The sequence below is a fragment of the Enterobacter cloacae complex sp. P16RS2 genome (genome assembly GCF_014982155.1).
GTDB lineage: Bacteria > Pseudomonadota > Gammaproteobacteria > Enterobacterales > Enterobacteriaceae > Enterobacter > Enterobacter cloacae_M.
Genome location: NZ_JADCKW010000035.1, coordinates 28,944 through 46,438, shown reverse-complemented (window position 1 = coordinate 46,438; position 17,495 = coordinate 28,944). Strand labels below are relative to the sequence as shown.

The window sequence follows — 17,495 nt, the reverse complement described above, 5'->3', positions numbered from 1 at the left end:
AAACGCCGTTGCGCCGATGGTTGTGTGGGGTCTCCCCATGTGAGAGTAGGGAACTGCCAGGCATCAAATAAGTAGAGAGGCCATCCGAAAGGATGGCCTTTTTGCGTTTATACGCTGCACAAACTAATCCCCCAACGCCCTGCTTATACGGTAAACTACCTGCGTTTTTGCATCAGGATAGCGTCTATGAACCACTCCCTTAAGCCCTGGAATACCTTTGGCATTCAACGCAATGCTAAACAAATTGTTCGTGCCGATAATGCACAGCAACTGCTGGATGCATGGCAAAGCGCAACAGAAAATAACGAACCCGTACTGATTCTGGGCGAAGGAAGTAATGTCCTGTTTCTCGATGATTTTGCGGGAACGGTGATCGTTAACCGCATCATGGGGATTGATGTTGAAGAGCGTGCCGATAGCTGGCACCTGCACGTGGGGGCCGGTGAAAACTGGCATCATCTGGTGCAATTCACCCTCGAAAAAGGGATGCCGGGCCTGGAAAACCTTGCGCTTATTCCAGGCTGCGCCGGATCGTCACCTATTCAAAATATCGGTGCCTACGGCATCGAACTGAAACATGTCTGCGAATATGTCGACTGCATCGAACTGGCGACCGGAACGGCTAAGCGTTTAACGGCGGAACAGTGCCGGTTTGGCTATCGTGACAGTATCTTCAAGCATGAATATCAGGATCGCTACGTGATTGTCGCCGTGGGCCTGCGCCTGTTGAAGAACTGGCAGCCCGTGTTGACCTACGGAGATTTAACGCGTCTCGATCCGGCTACCGTAACCGCCCGCGACGTTTTTGATTCCGTTTGCCATATGCGGATGACCAAACTTCCCGATCCAAAAGTAAACGGAAACGCAGGAAGTTTCTTCAAAAACCCGGTTATCAGCAGCGAAAATGCAAAAGTCTTTCTTGAAGGATGGCCAGCCGCGCCACATTACCCTCAGGCGGATGGCAGCGTGAAGCTTGCCGCAGGATGGCTTATCGATCAATGCCAGCTAAAAGGCACTTCAGTAGGCGGTGCTGCCGTTCACCAGCAGCAGGCTCTGGTGCTGATTAATCAGCGCGATGCGACCAGCGATGATGTTGTACAGCTGGCTCATTATGTTCGTCAGCGTGTGGGCGAAAAATTTAACGTCTGGCTGGAGCCAGAAGTTCGCTTCATTGGCTGCACAGGTGAAGTTAATGCCGTGGAGGCTATCGCGTGAAGGACAATACCATTCCCTTAACCCTGATTGGCATCCTTGCTGACGGTGAGTTTCATTCTGGCGAGCAGCTGGGTGAACAGCTTGGCATGAGCCGTGCTGCTATCAATAAACATATCCATACGCTTCGCGACTGGGGTGTTGATGTGTTCACGGTTCCCGGAAAAGGCTACAGCCTGCCGGAGCCGATTCAATTGCTGAATGAAGAAACGATCCGCAGCCAGATCGGACACGGCAATGTTGCGGTGCTGCCGGTGATTGATTCGACGAACCAGTATCTTCTGGATCGTCTGCCTGAGCTGACATCCGGCGATGCCTGCGTTGCTGAATATCAACAGGCCGGTCGCGGCCGTCGCGGTCGCAAATGGTTTTCGCCATTTGGCGCTAACCTGTATTTGTCTATGTACTGGCGACTCGATCAGGGCCCGGCCGCTGCTATTGGCCTGAGTCTGGTCATCGGCATCGTCATGGCGGAAGTGCTACACGATTTGGGGGCGGATAAAGTACGTGTTAAGTGGCCTAATGACCTCTACCTCAACGATCGTAAACTTGCCGGCATTCTGGTCGAACTGACGGGAAAAACGGGCGATGCGGCGCAAATCGTCATTGGCGCAGGCCTCAACATGGTGATGCGCAATGTACAAAATAATGTGGTGAATCAGGCCTGGACTAACCTCCAGGAGGCGGGGATCGTCATCGATCGTAACACTCTTGCCGTGCGTATGATTAAAGAGTTGCGCAGTTCACTCACGCTTTTTGAGCAGGAAGGGCTGGCACCGTTCCTGTCTCGTTGGGAAAAGCTGGATAACTTCATTAACCGCCCGGTGAAACTGCTGATTGGTGATAAAGAGATCTACGGGACTTCACGCGGTATTGACGCACAGGGCGCGCTGCTCCTGGAGCAGGATGGCGTGACTAAACCCTGGATGGGCGGTGAGATTTCACTGCGAAGTGCCGAATAACCGGATCGAGTTAATTATGCGAAAACCCGTGTGCGCAACGCTGGCCGTCATGATGAGTCTGCTGTTCTCGCCTCTCTCTCATGCGGATCGTGCCTGGGAGAGTTACAAGGCCCGCTTTTTCAAACCGGAAGGCCGCATTGTTGATACCGGTAATGGCGGCGTGTCGCATACGGAAGGTCAGGGTTTTGCCATGCTGATGGCGGTAGCCAACGACGATAAAGCCACGTTCGATAAGCTCTGGCAATGGACAGACAGTCAGCTGAAGAACAAAGAAAATGGTCTGTTTTACTGGCGCTATAATCCCGCAGAGTCCAACCCGGTCGCCGACAAAAACAACGCTGCAGATGGCGACGTGCTGATTGCCTGGGCGTTGCTGAAAGCCGACGCCCGCTGGCATGACAAACGCTACAGCGACGCATCGGATGCAATTACAAAAGCACTGATTGACCACAGCGTGATCCGCTATGCCGGTTACCGCGTGATGCTGCCCGGCGTCCAGGGGTTTAAGCTTGAGGGGGAAGTGGTCCTCAATCCTTCCTATTTCGTGTTTCCGGCCTGGCAGGCCTTCTCCAGACGCAGTCATTTGCCGGTCTGGCGCGATTTGATTAAGGACGGGAAACGCCTGCTGGGGAAAATGGGCTCGGGTAAAGCGAATCTGCCCACTGACTGGGTTTCACTGGCATCAGGTGGCAAGCTGGCTCCCGCAAAAGGCTGGCCACCGCGAATGAGCTATGACGCGATTCGTGTTCCGCTGTACGTTGCCTGGTCTGATAAGCAAAGCCCGCTGCTGACGCCGTGGAAGGCCTGGTTCGGACAGTTTCCCCGGGAAAAAACGCCCGCCTGGGTTAACGTGACGACCAACGAATATGCGCCCTACATGATGGAAGGCGGCCTGCTGGCTGTACGTGATTTCACGATGGGGCAGTCTTCCGGTGAACCCGAAATCACCGCTAAAGACGACTACTATTCAGCAAGTCTGAAAATGCTGGTGTGGATCGCCCAGCAATAATGTCGACATTGTCCCTCTCCCCGATGGGAAGAGGGACGTCATACCGTGTTACTGCGGATACGGTACCCAATCCCCGCCGTTCAGGCGAACGTAAGGTTTGTTTTGATACTGAATGACGACCGCGTTAGCGTTCTCTGAGACTTCTGCCGTTTGCGGCAGTTTGCTGGTGAGCTGATCCCAGTTCACGCTATCTTCCACAAACAGCTTCCCGTCAACGGCGCGGGCAACCAGTTCTGAGATCGCCAGATAGCTGGTTGGCTGTGTAATCTCAATCGGTGCGCCCTGATGCGGTGCCTTCATCCCAAAGAATTTAATGCCTGCAGGCACGTTAGTGATGGATGGGCTTGGGATATCACGCAGACCCGACACCTGCATTCTGTCACCTTTCAGCGCACCACCGTGCTCAGGCACCACAACCACCATCACTTTACGGCCTGATTTTTCCAGCTCCGTGAAGAACGCGTCCAGCTCGTCAAAGAACTTCTGCGCACGCACTTTATAATCAGCCGTTTTGCTCACGCCCGGGAAATGGTTACCGTCGTGGAGCGGCAGGGTGTTAAAGAACGTCGCGCTGCGCGAATTACTGTCTTTTTCGATGGTCTGCAGCCAGCGCTGCAGGACGGCAGTATCGTCATAAACGGGCGAACCGTCGAAGCCCAGCAGAGAGACAGGAAGACCGGTTTGATCCATCAGCGGTGCCTGCATGCCGCCCTGTTCGCGCACCTCTTTCAGGAAGTTACCGAACTGGCCGTTATGCCCCAGCATCAGGTGCTGCGTAAAGCCCAGCTTTGCGAGGTTATCGAACAGATAACACTGGTTGCCGGCGGGTTGATACAGGTTTTTATGCGATGTCTGACCGCAGCTTGCACGCAGCAGGCGGATCGCCGCCGGGCCGCTGTACGAGGTGGCAGAGTTGAAATCTTTAAACTGAATATCGAAGTGTGACCACAGCGGATGAGACATCAAACCGGCGGCGTCCACGTCAGCCCAGGAGAGAGAGCAGATGTTGATCACCAGAAGTTCAAACGGCTGAGCATCCGCCGGCAGCGCATCCGGGAATTTAGTCTGTCGCTTGTCTTCCGCGGTATAGAAACTGGAGAGCCAGGCGTTCAGGTTGGTTGAGGTTGGCGGTGCGGTCTGGGTTGGGATATCGCCCACCACAGGCGTATCGCCTGCCGTTGTGACGGTTGCCGCCGCGCTTCCCCCTGTGGTAGTCACCGTGGTGGTCGGTTGACCGGCAGGCCACAGCGAAAAGTTCGGCCCAGCCAGCGTCAGCACGTTAAGCCAGATCATAATCGCGACGACAAACACCGTGACGCGGATCCACTGCGACAGGAACAGCCAGGCAACCAGCAGAACAAACACCGCGCCAATCATCTGCCAGTTAATAAAGCGCTCGGTAAGATCGAGGACATAGCTGGCGCTAAAGCCCGCCACTTGGGACCCCTGGCTCATAATGCTGTCCGGCCCCGGTAGCCAGGTATCATGCCAGAACAGCGCAAAGCCGACAGGTATAGCGACCCAGTGGCGTAAGCGATGTAGCCTGATATTCGGCAGCGGCATCAGCAGGAAGGCCATAAACACCAGGTTGAGAAGGGGATGGAAATTCAGATAGCCTGCCCACAGCAGGCCAAACTTCACCAGAAAGTAGAAGTTCCAGCCGGAAAGGCCGCGCCAGTATTGCCAGAGCGGCGAGGGTGACGAAGCGGTATAGGTAGAATTAGTCATGTTTTCGGTCTGCCTTGACGTGTGATGCCCGTGTCAGTGTTCCGGCTGGTTTTACATAGCGAGGTTTAATAAACAGCACTCTGGCCGTATCACGGATACGGCGTATGGAATGGCGCGCATAGTAGCCAAGCGGGAAAAAGATCAGCGCACAGAATATAACCAGTTGAATGATATCGCTGATGTTCATGATGATGCGTTCTCCGCGTTGTCTGTTAATAAGCGAAGGGGTTCCGGAACCCGACGCCAGACGTGTCCATCATGTCTGGCATTGAGAATCGGTTTGGCATCGCTCTTGATTGCGAGCGGTTTGGCCCATTGTTCAGGCTGGAGCGCACGCATCTGCACCAGCTCCGCGCTAATCGTATTATCTTCGAACCAAATCATACGGTTCGAGAAAATATCCCCTGTAGGCAGGGGGAAGATGTGGTTAAGCGCCGTATCGAGATCGTTTACCCGGCAGAAGGACAAAAACAGCACCAGGCGATTGTCGCCAATGGTCATGATGTCCCCTGTACGGTTCGGGCGACATAAGGTGAGAGCCTGTTCAACGCGAATACCCGGTACAGGACGCAGGGCAACCATAACCCCTTTTCCATCAGCAGGTAGAAGCGTGTTGTTCATCATGTTGCCCACGGCGTCGCAGAAGGTATCCCATTTTTGGTACCCACGCAGCTTCATCGGCTGCGTCATGGAGAGCAGCGTGGAAATATCTTCCGGTACGTGGCGGCTAAACTGCTGGCCCTGAACGCTTTCGATAAGCGTCAGGCAGCGTGACAACGGCGCATTCCAGGGAATAACCATATTGGCGCCGCAGCCCAGAAGCAGGCGCTCATCGGTGGCGCGCAGGCTGGTATTATTTTCGCGCACGATGATTTTCAACGCACTGCCGCGCTGGCGGCGTAAGGTGTGGATTTGCCGTGCCAGCGTCTCAATCTGGTTATTCTGCATCAGCGAGAAAATAAGGGTTGCCGCCTGGGTTGTGCGGGCTTCATGGAAAAGGGCTTCGTTAGATTCAAACAGCGTCCAGTTTTCCGACAGGGCGGGTGCCCCCTCTAAAACCGCGATATGGCTCAGGATGCGTTTTTCATCACTGCGCGGCTGCACCACGGTTTCTTCCTGCTGCGCCAGGTGCCACTCGCCCTCGATATGTTTCAGCGTAAGCTGTTGCCTGGCACTCACGCCTTTTTCATTACACCAGAATGCAATATCGTAGAGATAGCTGCCCGCCTGGTCACGAACGCTTGCCAGGCCGAACAGGGAGCGATATTCGCCCATTAAAAGTGAAAACAGCTTGTCATTATTACTGCCGGGATTGACTATCAATAGCGTGCAATTTTGAAATTTTGCCCATTTATTGATTTTTTCCAGCCAAGGTAGCAGTTTTTCAGCGGGCATATTTTGCAGGACGTTATTTGCGCATTTCAGAATCACTAAATAGTGATCCGGATCAATAGAGCACTGAACGTCGCGGGACAAAAAGTATAGACTATCGGCTTCCGATGTCATGGAAAATAATCGCACCGTCTGGGGGCCGCGACCACTTTCAAGCGTAATAATTTTCTTCGGATCTTCGCCCATGCTAATGACGGCCACGCGGGAATCCTTATCCTGAGCAGCAATTGTCTGGTTTACCAGACTGATAGCATCTTCATTACGGTCCGTATTAATCCACCAGACTCCTCCGACTGGCATGTGGCTCAATTCGTCCCATAATGACTGGATGCCAATAGAAAATATGGAGTCCACGGTGTCCCTCTTTTCGTCTAATTTATCTGTATCTCAGTTTACTAGCGAAAGCGTAGAAATAAACCTAACATTGAAATTAAAGAACATCAGATTTAGCATGTAAATGAAATTTGTCAGGGCAGGAAGCCCCGCAACTTCTTTAGCGTGCGATTTTACTTAAAGGGATGGAAAAAGAATGGATAATAACGAACCTGGAACCCCAGTCGACTCGACTCTGGGTTACACATTCCAAAACGATTTTCTGGCGCTGACGCAGGCCTTTTCTTTACCTGAAATAGATTACACCGATATTTCCCAGCGGGAACAGTTGGCTGCGGCTATTAAACGCTGGCCGTTATTAGCTGAATTCGCCCATCAACAATAAGGGAGCCATTGATGGCCATACTCGGATTACAGGGTGTCCGTGGCGGTGTGGGTACCACATCAGTTACCGCGGCGCTGGCGTGGTCATTACAGCTTTTAGGTGAATCGGTGCTGGTTATTGACGCCTGCGCCGATAATTTGTTGCGTATGTCGTTTAACGTCGACTTTTCTCGTGAAGAGGGCTGGGCCCGGGCACTGCTTGATGATAAAGACTGGCAGGATGCAGGGATGCGCTATACCTCCCAGCTCGATCTGCTGCCGTTTGGGCAACTGACCACCACGGAACGCGAGAATGAAGCCGCGTATCAGCGCCTGTTTTCGCAGTTCACGCTGGCGCTGCAAACCCTGAAAGAAAAGGGACACTACAAGTGGATCCTGCTGGATCTGCCGCACGGCGCCGGCACGCTGACCCGACAGCTTATCGCCCAGTGCGATCATATACTTTCCATCGTCAACGTCGATGCGAACTGCCATATCCGCCTGCATCAGCAGGGGCTGCCTCAGAACGCTCACCTTCTGATTAACGATTTGCGCATTGGCAGCCAGATCCAGGACGATCTGTATCAGGTCTGGCTGCAAAGCCAGCGCCGTCTGCTTCCCATTGTCATCCATCGTGATGAGGGGATGGCGGAATGCCTTGCGTCTAAGCAACCGCTCGGCGAATACCGCAGCGATTCACTGGCGGCAGAAGAGATCCTGACGCTGGCTAACTGGTGTCTGCTGAACTTCGCCAACAGGGCGGAGCATGCAGGGAGTTCTGTATGAGTCGTCTCGCCAGCTGGTTACTCATCCCACCGGTCAGTTCGCGTTTGAGCGAACATTACCGGCATTTCCGCCGGCACGGTGCTTCGGCATTCAGCGCCGCGCTCGGCTGTTTCTGGATGATTCTGGCCTGGATGTTTATTCCACTCGAACACCCGCGCTGGCAGAGCATACGTGCCCGGCACAGTGAGCTGTATCCGCACATTAATCCCAACCGGCCGCGTCCTTTGGATCCGGCGCGCTATCTCATTCAGGCCATCTGGCTGGTGGTCACGTCATCCCGCTCAGAGAAAATAACGCCGCACTGGCGCAGCTTCTCCCGCGTCCAGCAGTTACGTGAGAGCTACCACCAGTGGCTGGACAGACTGCCCAACAGCGTAAGCGATAAGACCAGCCATCTGGATAACCATAAAGAGCTCGGGCATCTTCACCCGGGCCTGCGGCGTTTTATCCTCGGCGTGATCGTCGTGTTCTCGCTCATTCTGGCGCTGGTCTGTATTACGCAACCTTTCAACCCTCTGGCACAGTTCACCTTCCTGATACTGCTGTGGGGCGTGGCGCTGCTGGTCCGCCGTATTCCGGGCCGCTTCTCGGCGCTGATGCTGATTGTGCTGTCGTTGACCGTCTCCTGTCGCTACATCTGGTGGCGTTATACCTCAACCCTGAACTGGGACGACCCGGTCAGCCTGGTGTGCGGCCTGGTGCTGCTGTTTGCCGAAACCTACGCCTGGATCGTGCTGGTGCTGGGCTATTTCCAGGTCATTTGGCCGCTCAACCGCCAGCCGGTTCCGCTGCCTAAAGACACCGCGCAGTGGCCGTCTGTTGATCTCTTTGTACCGACCTACAACGAAGATCTGAGCGTGGTGAAAAATACCATTTATGCCGCGCTGGGCATCGACTGGCCGAAAGACAAGCTCAAGGTCTGGATCCTGGATGACGGCAACCGTCCGGCGTTCCGCCAGTTCGCAGAAGAGGTTGGCGTCGAGTACATCGCCCGTCCGACTCACGAGCATGCGAAAGCCGGGAACATCAACAACGCGTTGAAGTATGCCACAGGGGAGTTTGTCTCGATCTTTGACTGTGACCACGTGCCGACGCGCTCGTTCCTGCAGATGACCATGGGCTGGTTCCTGAAGGAGAAAGAGCTGGCGATGATGCAGACGCCGCACCACTTCTTCTCGCCGGATCCGTTTGAACGTAACCTTGGCCGCTTCCGCAAAACCCCGAACGAAGGCACGCTGTTCTATGGCCTGGTGCAGGACGGAAACGACATGTGGGATGCCACCTTCTTCTGCGGTTCCTGTGCGGTTATCCGCCGTAAGCCGCTGGATGAAATTGGCGGTATCGCCGTCGAAACGGTCACTGAAGATGCGCACACCTCTTTGCGCCTGCACCGTCGTGGCTATACCTCGGCGTATATGCGTATTCCGCAGGCTGCCGGTCTGGCAACGGAGTCTCTGTCGGCGCACATTGGTCAGCGTATTCGCTGGGCGCGCGGCATGGTGCAGATTTTCCGTCTCGATAACCCACTGATTGGGAAAGGGCTCAAGCTGGCGCAACGTCTCTGCTACGTTAACGCCATGTTCCACTTCTTATCCGGCATCCCGCGGCTGATCTTCCTGACCGCGCCGCTGGCGTTCCTGCTCCTTCACGCTTATATCATTTACGCCCCGGCGCTGATGATTGCGCTGTTTGTTCTGCCGCACATGATCCACGCGAGCCTGACGAACTCGAAGATACAGGGTAAATACCGCCATTCCTTCTGGAGTGAAATCTACGAAACGGTGCTGGCCTGGTATATCGCGCCGCCGACGATGGTGGCGCTGATTAACCCGCACAAAGGGAAATTTAACGTCACCGCCAAGGGCGGCCTTGTAGAAGAAGAGTACGTCGACTGGGTGATTTCCCGTCCGTATATCTTCCTGGTATTGCTGAATATCGTTGGCGTCATCGCCGGTATCTGGCGTTACTTCTACGGCCCGGAAAACGAAATCCTGACCGTCTTTGTGAGTATGGCCTGGGTCTTCTACAACCTGATTATCCTCGGCGGCGCGGTAGCGGTGTCGGTGGAGAGCAAGCAGGTTCGTCGTGCGCATCGCGTTGAAATCTGCATGCCTGCGGCGATCGCCCGTGAAGATGGCCATCTCTTCTCCTGTACCGTGCACGACTTCTCTGACGGTGGTCTGGGGATCAAAATCAACGGCCAGGCGAAGGTGCTGGAAGGCCAGAAAGTTAACCTGCTGCTTAAGCGCGGCCAGCAGGAGTATGTCTTCCCGACGCAGGTTGTGCGCGTGGCGGGCAATGAAGTCGGTTTGCAGCTGATGCCGTTGACCAAAAAGCAACATATCGATTTTGTGCAGTGTACGTTTGCCCGCGCGGATACGTGGGCTCTCTGGCAGGACAGCTTCCCGGAAGATAAACCTCTGGAAAGCCTGCTGGATATTCTGAAGCTGGGGTTCCGTGGCTATCGTCACCTTGCAGAATTCGCCCCGTCGTCGGTGAAATTAATTTTCCGGTCACTTACTTCGCTGGTTTCCTGGGTCGTGTCGTTCATTCCTCGTCGTCCTGAGCGGGATGAGGCGAAGCAGGCGGACCCGGTTATGGCTCAACAATGATGATAACGCGATGAAAACAAAACTTTCCTGGTTATGTGCAGTGGCAATGGGGATGAATGTCCTCCCCGCAACAATGGCTAACGCAGCTCCTGGTAACGCGGCGGCAACGCCTGCGCCAACGGTACCTGTCGTCGCGCAGGCAACCGATCCGGTTGTCACCGCGGCACCTGGTCAAACAGAAAATATCATGCCGAACCAGCCAACGGAGGGGAACACCCTGCCGGCAGACGGCCAGGTCATCGGGCAGGTGATGCCGGGCGTCCGGGGGGCGAATGCGCCCGTCGTTGCGGACAATGCGCCGTCGCGGGACGTGAAGCTGACCTTCGCGCAAATTGCACCGCCTCCGGGGAGTATGGTGCTGCGCGGCATCAACCCTAACGGCGGCATTGAGTTTGGCATGCGCAGCGATGAGGTCGTCTCTAATGCGGTGCTGAACCTTGAATACACGCCGTCGCCGTCCCTGCTGCCGACACAGTCTCAGCTGAAGGTTTACCTGAATGATGAGCTGATGGACGTACTGCCGGTCACCAAAGAGCAGCTGGGCAAGAAAACCCAGGCGCAGGTGCCGATCAACCCGCTGTTCATCACCGACTTTAACCGTATCCGTCTGGAATTTGTCGGCCACTACCGCGATGTCTGCGAAAACCCGGCCAGCAACACGCTGTGGATGGACGTCGGGCGTAACTCCTCGCTGCAGATGACCTACCAGTCGCTGGCGCTGAAAAACGATCTCTCGGCATTCCCGGTTCCGTTCTTCGATCCGCGTGATAACCGTCCGCTCACGCTGCCGATGGTGTTTGCATCATCCCCGGACGTGACCGAGCAGCTGGCGGCCACTATTGTGGCGTCCTGGTTTGGTTCACGTGCCGGCTGGCGTGGACAGAGCTTCCCGGCGATGTATGACAAACTGCCGGACAGAAATGCCATTGTGTTTGCGACCAACGCGAAACGCCCGGCCTTCCTGCGCGATCATCCGGACGTCAAAGCGCCAACTGTTGAGATGATAAGCCATCCGGAAAACCCGTACGTGAAGCTGCTGGTGGTCTTTGGCCGCGACGATAAAGATCTGGTGCAGGCCGCAAAAGCCATTGCCCAGGGCAACGTCCTTTTCCGCGGTGACAGCGTGGTGGTGGATGAGGTGAAACCGCTGCTGGCGCGTAAACCTTATGATGCGCCAAACTGGGTGCGTACCGACCGGGCGGTGACATTTGGCGAGCTGAAAACCTATGAAGAACAGCTGCAGGCGACGGGGCTTGAGCCAGCGCCGATTAGCCTGTCACTGAATCTGCCGCCGGATCTGTATCTGCTGCGCACCAACGGCATTGATATCAATCTGAACTACCGCTATACCGCGCCAGCGACCAAAGACAGCTCGCGCATGGATATCAGCCTGAACAACCAGTTCCTGCAATCCTTCAGCCTGCAAAGCACGCAGGATACTAACCGCCTGATGCTTCGCCTGCCGGTGCTGCAGGGTCTTCTGGATGGCAAAACGGATGTCTCAATCCCGGCACTGAAGCTGGGTGCGATAAACCAGCTGCGCTTCGACTTCCAGTACATGAACCCGATGCCTGGCGGCTCGGCGGAAAACTGCATCACCTTCCAGCCCGTACAGAACCACGTTGTGATTGGCGATGAGTCGACCATCGACTTCTCGAAGTACTATCACTTCCTGGCGATGCCGGATCTGCGCGCCTTTGCTAACGCGGGCTTCCCGTTCAGCCGCATGGCCGATCTCTCTGAGTCCATCGTTGTGATGCCAAAAGCGCCAAGCGAAGGGCAGGTCACGACCCTGCTGGATACCATGGCGACCGTTGGGGGGCAGACGGGATTACCAGCGATTAACGTCACGTTGACGGACGATGGCAGCCAGATTCAGAACAAAGACGCTGACATCATGGTGATCGGTACCATTCCGGATAAGCTGAAGGATGACAAACGTATCGACCTGCTGGTGAAAGCGGCCCAGTCCTGGGTTAACACGCCGCTGCGTCAGACCGAGTTCCCGAGCATTATGCCGGATATGAACGACCGTCAGGCCAGCGCGCAGACGACCGTAACGTCTCAGGGGGCAATGGCCGCGGTGGTGGGCTTCCAGTCACCTTACAACGAACAGCGTAGCGTGGTGGCTCTCCTGGCGGATAGCCCACGCGGGTATGAACTGCTCAATACGGCCATGAACGACAGCGGTAAACGTGCCGCGATGTTTGGTTCCGTTTCGGTGATCCGTGAGTCTGGCGTCAATAGCCTGCGCGTGGGCGACGTGTACTACGTGGGCCATCTGCCGTGGTTCGAACGCCTGTGGTATGCGCTGGCTAACCATCCGGTTCTGCTCGCCATCCTGGCGGCGGTCAGCGTGGTCTTGCTGGCATGGGTGCTGTGGCGTCTGCTGCGAATCATCAGCCGTCGTCGCCTGAACCCGGATGAGTAAGATGTGATGAAAGCCTTTCGCTGGTGTGTATTAGCAGCGGTGATGCTGGCGGTGCTTCCTCTTCGCGCCGCCTGTACCTGGCCTGCCTGGGAGCAGTTTAAAAAGGACTACATCAGTGAGGGCGGGCGTGTCGTTGATCCCAGCGACACGCGCAAAATTACGACCTCGGAAGGGCAAAGCTACGCCTTGTTCTTTGCCCTTACGGCGAACGATCGCAGCGCGTTTGACCAGCTGCTGACCTGGACGCGCGATAATCTTGCCAGCGGCAATCTCAACGACAACCTGCCCGCCTGGCTATGGGGCCAGAAAGATAAAGAGACGTGGGCGGTGATTGATACCAACTCCGCCTCTGACGCCGATGTCTGGATCGCCTGGTCTCTGCTCGAAGCGGGCCGGTTGTGGAAACATCCGGACTATACACGCACGGGTAAGGCGCTGCTGAAACGCATTGTCAGTGAGGAAGTGGTGAAAGTGCCGGGGCTCGGCGCAATGCTGCTTCCCGGTAAAGTCGGTTTTGCCGATGAAAACGTCTGGCGTTTTAACCCCAGCTATCTTCCTCCGCAGTTAGCGAGTTATTTCACGCGCTTTGGTCCCCCGTGGACCCAGCTTCGTGAAACCAATCAGCGTCTGCTGCTGGAGAGCGCGCCGAAAGGTTTTTCGCCGGACTGGGTTCAGTATCAGAAAAACAAAGGCTGGCGGTTACAGCAGGATAAATCGCTGGTGGGCGGCTACGACGCCATCCGCGTTTATCTCTGGGTGGGAATGATGAGTGATAAAGATCCTCAGAAAGCCCGGCTGCTGACGCGCTTCCAGCCGATGGCGGCAAAGACAATGAAACGGGGTGTGCCGCCGGAGAAAGTGGATGTGGCGACGGGTAAACGCACCGGGAATGGTCCGGTCGGGTTCTCTGCCGCCATGCTGCCGTTTTTACAACAACGTGATGCCCAGGCGGTTCAGCGCCAGCGCGTTGCAGACCATTTTCCCGATAATAATGCCTATTACAGCTACGTGCTGACTCTCTTTGGGCAAGGATGGGATCAGCATCGTTTTCGCTTCACCGCAAAAGGTGAATTAATACCGGATTGGGGCCAGGAATGCGCAAGTTCACAGTAAATCTACTCACTTTATCGCTTGGCCTGGCACTGATGCCGATGGCTGAGGCCGCCAACTCTCCGCAGCAGAAACAGCTGCTGGAACAGGTTCGGCTGGGCGAATCGACACAGCGTGAGGATTTGGTTCGTCAGTCGCTTTATCGTCTGGAGCTGATTGACCCCAACAACCCTGACGTCATTGCCGCACGCTTTCGCTACCTGCTGCGCCAGGGCGATAACGCCGGTGCGCAAAAAGAGCTGGATCGTCTGAAAGGGATCGCGCCGGGCTCGAGTGCATACCAGTCATCACGCAACACGATGCTGCTGTCCACGCCGGATGGCCGCCAGCAGCTCCAGCAGGCGCGTTTGCTCGCCACCACGGGACACACGCAGGAGGCGATTGCAGCCTATGACAAGCTGTTTGACGGCAACCCGCCGGGCGGCGACGTGGCGACGGAATACTGGAATGTGGTCGCGAAAGATCCTGCTCGCCGGAATGCGGCCATTAACCAGCTCAAGAAAATCAACACCAGCAGCCCCGGAAATACGCAGCTGCAGGCAACGCTGTCCCAGCTTTTGTTCCAGAGCGGACGCCGTGATGAAGGCTTTGCGGTATTGCAGGAGATGGCTAAATCGACCAACGGGCGCAGCCAGGCGTCTGATATGTGGTACGACCAAATCAAAGGCCAGCCTGCCAGCAGCGCCAGCATCAGCGCGCTGCAAAAATACCTGAGCGTATTCAGTGACGGCGATAGCGTCGCGGCGGCGCGTGCGCAGCTCGAAGAACAGCAAAAACAGCTCGCTGACCCGGCGTTCCGCGCGAAAGCGGAAGGGCTGGCGGCGGTGGATGCCGGGCAGGGGAGTAAGGCGGTGGCTGAGCTGCAAAAAGCCGTCAGCGCCAACCATGCCGACAGTGAAGCGGTGGGTGCCCTTGGCCAGGCTTATTCCCAGAAAGGCGACCGCGCCCGCGCGGTGGCGCAGTTTGAAAAGGCGATTGCCCTCGATCCCCAGAGCGATAACCGGGGTAAATGGGACAGTCTGCTGAAGGTCAACCGCTACTGGCTGCTGATCCAGCAGGGCGATGCGGCCCTGAAGGCGAATAACCCTGCGCAGGCGGAGCGTTACTATCAGCAGGCGCGCGGTATCGACAATACCGACAGTTATGCGGTGCTGGGGCTGGGCGATGCCGCCGCGGCGCGTAAAGATAACGACGCGGCGGAACGTTACTATCGCCAGGCGCTGCGTATGGACAGCGGCAACAGTAATGCGGTCCGCGGCCTGGCCAATATTTACCGCGCGCAGTCCCCGGAGAAGGCCTCGCAGTTTATCCAGTCTCTCTCCGCCAGCCAGCGTCGGAGCATTGATGATATTGAACGCAGCCTGACCAACGAGCAGCTCTCCGCTCAGGCAGAACAGCTGGAGAATCAGGGGAAATACGCCCAGGCGGCAGAGATTCAGCGTCGTCGTCTGGCACTCTCTCCCGGCGACGTGTGGATAACCTATCGTCTCTCGCGCGATCTCTACAGCGCGGGTCAGCGCAGCCAGGCGGATACCCTGATGCGTCAGCTCGCCAGCCAGAAACCGTCCGACCCGGATCAGGTTTATGCCAACGGGCTCTACCTTTCCGGTAACGATCAGGACCGCGCCGCGCTGGCGCATCTGGACACGCTGCCGCGCAGCCAGTGGAACGGCAATATTCAGGAGCTTGCCGACCGCCTGCAAAGCAACCAGGTGCTGGAAACCGCCAACCGTCTGCGCGACAGCGGCAAAGAGCAGGAGGCGGAAAACCTTCTGCGTCAGCAGCCAACCTCCACCCGCATCGACCTGACGCTGGCGGACTGGGCGCAGCAGCGTGGCGATCTGGCGTCGGCGAAAACGACGTACAGCGCCGTTCTGCAGCGTGAACCGCAGAACGAAGACGCGATCCTCGGCCTGACCGAAATCTACAGTGCACAAGGCGACAAAGACGCTGCGCGCGCAGAGCTGGCGAAACTACCCGCCGCGCAAAACGGCCAGCCGCTGTCGCTCAACATGCAGCGCCGGATCGCGATGGCGCAGGCAGGTCTGGGCGATTCCGCTGCCGCAGAACAGACCTTCAACAAAATCATTCCGCAGGCTAAATCGCAGCCCGGCTCCATGGAAAACGCGCTGGTGTTACGTGATGCCGCGCGTTTCCAGGCGCAAAACGGGCAGCCTCAGCAGGCGCTGGAAACCTATAAAGACGCGATGGTGTCGACGGGCATCACCACGACGCGTCCGGCCGACAACGACAGTTTCACCCGTCTGACGCGTAACGATGAAAAAGACGACTGGCTGAAGCGCGGCGTGCGCAGTGATGCCGGTGACTTGTACCGTCAGCAGGATGTTAACGTCACGCTGCAGCACGACTACTGGGGCTCCAGCGGCACGGGCGGCTATTCCGACCTGAAAGCGCACACCACCATGCTGCAGGTGGATGCCCCGCTGTCTGACGGGCGCATGTTCTTCAGAAGCGATCTGGTCAACATGGACGCCGGTTCATTTGATAACAATAACGGGACCTACGATCCAAAATGGGGGACCTGCTACGAAACGCCGTGTAGCGGCAACACCCATCAGTCCGACAATGGCGCAAGCGTCGCCGTCGGCTGGCAGAATAAAACCTGGGCGATGGATATTGGCACTACGCCAATGGGCTTTGACGTCGTCGACGTGGTGGGCGGTATCAGCTACAGCAGCGATCTGGGCCCCATCGGCTATACCGTTAACGCCCATCGCCGCCCAATCTCCAGCTCCCTGCTGGCGTTCGCCGGGCAAAAAGATACTAACACCGGCACCACCTGGGGCGGCGTACGTGCCACCGGTGGCGGGGTAAGCATGAGCTATGACAAAGGGGAAGCGAACGGCGTCTGGTCAAGCCTGAACGCGGAAACGCTGACGGGTAAAAATGTGGAAGATAACTGGCGCGTCCGCTGGATGACGGGTTACTACTACAAGCTCATTAATAAAAACAACGAGCGCCTGACGGTCGGCGTCTCCAATATGCTCTGGCACTATGACAAAGACCTGAGCGGTTATACCCTGGGTCAGGGCGGCTACTACAGCCCGCAGGAGTATGTCTCCTTCGCACTGCCGGTGACCTGGCGTAAACGCACGGAGAACTGGTCCTGGGAGCTGGGCGGCTCGGTGTCCTGGTCTCACTCTAAAACCAAAGACGAGCTGCGCTACCCGATCCAGAACCTGATCCCGACCGATGAGCCAGACCGCTATACCGACCGGGGCGCGATGGAAACCGGCAGCAGCTCCTCAGGCACGGGTTATACCGCGCGGGCCATTATCGAACGCCGCGTAACGTCCAACTGGTTTGTGGGCATGGGCGTGGATATTCAGGAAGCGAAAGACTATACCCCAAGCCATGCGCTGATCTATGTGCGTTACTCTGCTGCAGGCTGGCAGGGCGATATGGACTTACCGCCGCAGCCGCTTATCCCTTACGCGGACTGGTAATCGGATTTTCCTTAATCCATTTGTAAGTCTCTCTTAATAGCGCGGCAATCGGGTATACTCAGGCGCGCCAGGTTTACACCCTGGCGCGCC

Annotated in this window: 12 protein-coding genes; 9 read left to right on the top strand and 3 right to left on the bottom strand. The window is 56.4% G+C overall.

What is annotated here, in order from left to right; all coding sequences use genetic code 11:
* The first annotated feature begins 186 nt into the window (after positions 1 to 186).
* The 3 genes from murB to INF68_RS20130 are packed head-to-tail and all read left to right on the top strand — an operon-like array spanning position 187 to position 3,183.
* Positions 187 to 1,215 carry a UDP-N-acetylmuramate dehydrogenase gene (gene murB / locus INF68_RS20140; protein ID WP_126786750.1) on the top strand — a complete coding sequence of 343 codons (1,029 nt, stop codon included), beginning with the start codon at positions 187 to 189 and terminating at the stop codon, positions 1,213 to 1,215.
* Positions 1,212 to 2,174, top strand: a complete 963-nt coding sequence (gene birA, locus INF68_RS20135; protein ID WP_126786751.1) for a bifunctional biotin--[acetyl-CoA-carboxylase] ligase/biotin operon repressor BirA — start codon at positions 1,212 to 1,214, stop codon at positions 2,172 to 2,174. The genes murB and birA overlap by 4 nt, the downstream gene beginning before the upstream one ends.
* A gap of 16 nt (positions 2,175 to 2,190) precedes the next feature.
* Positions 2,191 to 3,183 carry a glycosyl hydrolase family 8 gene (locus tag INF68_RS20130; RefSeq protein ID WP_126786752.1) on the top strand — a complete coding sequence of 331 codons (993 nt, stop codon included), beginning with the start codon at positions 2,191 to 2,193 and terminating at the stop codon, positions 3,181 to 3,183.
* 48 nt (positions 3,184 to 3,231) lie between these two features.
* On the opposite strand, the gene bcsG is transcribed toward INF68_RS20130, so the two are convergent.
* The 3 genes from bcsG to bcsE are packed head-to-tail and all read right to left on the bottom strand — an operon-like array spanning position 3,232 to position 6,657.
* Positions 3,232 to 4,911, bottom strand: a complete 1,680-nt coding sequence (gene bcsG / locus INF68_RS20125; RefSeq protein WP_193525405.1) for a cellulose biosynthesis protein BcsG — start codon at positions 4,909 to 4,911, stop codon at positions 3,232 to 3,234.
* The gene (gene bcsF, locus INF68_RS20120; protein WP_024908822.1) at positions 4,904 to 5,101 is read right to left on the bottom strand and encodes a cellulose biosynthesis protein BcsF; all 198 of its coding nucleotides are present in this window, start codon (positions 5,099 to 5,101) and stop codon (positions 4,904 to 4,906) included. Before bcsF ends, bcsG begins: the two co-directional genes overlap by 8 nt.
* Positions 5,095 to 6,657: a cellulose biosynthesis c-di-GMP-binding protein BcsE gene (gene bcsE, locus INF68_RS20115; RefSeq protein WP_045404779.1), complete on the bottom strand. Its 1,563-nt coding sequence runs from the start codon at positions 6,655 to 6,657 to the stop codon at positions 5,095 to 5,097. Before bcsE ends, bcsF begins: the two co-directional genes overlap by 7 nt.
* Positions 6,658 to 6,832: 175 nt before the next feature.
* Here bcsE and bcsR point away from each other — a divergent pair, with 175 nt between their 5' ends.
* The 6 genes from bcsR to bcsC are packed head-to-tail and all read left to right on the top strand — an operon-like array spanning position 6,833 to position 17,405.
* Positions 6,833 to 7,021 carry a cellulose biosynthesis protein BcsR gene (gene bcsR / locus INF68_RS20110; RefSeq protein ID WP_008503237.1) on the top strand — a complete coding sequence of 63 codons (189 nt, stop codon included), beginning with the start codon at positions 6,833 to 6,835 and terminating at the stop codon, positions 7,019 to 7,021.
* Positions 7,022 to 7,032: 11 nt separating this feature from the next.
* A complete protein-coding gene (gene bcsQ, locus INF68_RS20105) occupies positions 7,033 to 7,785 on the top strand; it encodes a cellulose biosynthesis protein BcsQ (protein ID WP_023333774.1) in 753 nt (250 codons plus the stop codon).
* Entirely contained in the window at positions 7,782 to 10,397 is a 2,616-nt protein-coding gene (bcsA, locus tag INF68_RS20100; RefSeq protein WP_126786754.1) for a UDP-forming cellulose synthase catalytic subunit, read from the top strand. The genes bcsQ and bcsA overlap by 4 nt, the downstream gene beginning before the upstream one ends.
* A 10-nt stretch (positions 10,398 to 10,407) precedes the next feature.
* On the top strand, positions 10,408 to 12,828 hold the full coding sequence (bcsB, locus tag INF68_RS20095; RefSeq protein ID WP_109846198.1) for a cellulose biosynthesis cyclic di-GMP-binding regulatory protein BcsB: 2,421 nt from the start codon (positions 10,408 to 10,410) through the stop codon (positions 12,826 to 12,828).
* A 6-nt stretch (positions 12,829 to 12,834) separates the two neighbouring features.
* Positions 12,835 to 13,941 carry a cellulose synthase complex periplasmic endoglucanase BcsZ gene (gene bcsZ / locus INF68_RS20090; RefSeq protein WP_109846197.1) on the top strand — a complete coding sequence of 369 codons (1,107 nt, stop codon included), beginning with the start codon at positions 12,835 to 12,837 and terminating at the stop codon, positions 13,939 to 13,941.
* A complete protein-coding gene (gene bcsC, locus INF68_RS20085; RefSeq protein ID WP_126786755.1) occupies positions 13,923 to 17,405 on the top strand; it encodes a cellulose synthase complex outer membrane protein BcsC in 3,483 nt (1,160 codons plus the stop codon). The genes bcsZ and bcsC overlap by 19 nt, the downstream gene beginning before the upstream one ends.
* Positions 17,406 to 17,495 lie beyond the last annotated feature (90 nt).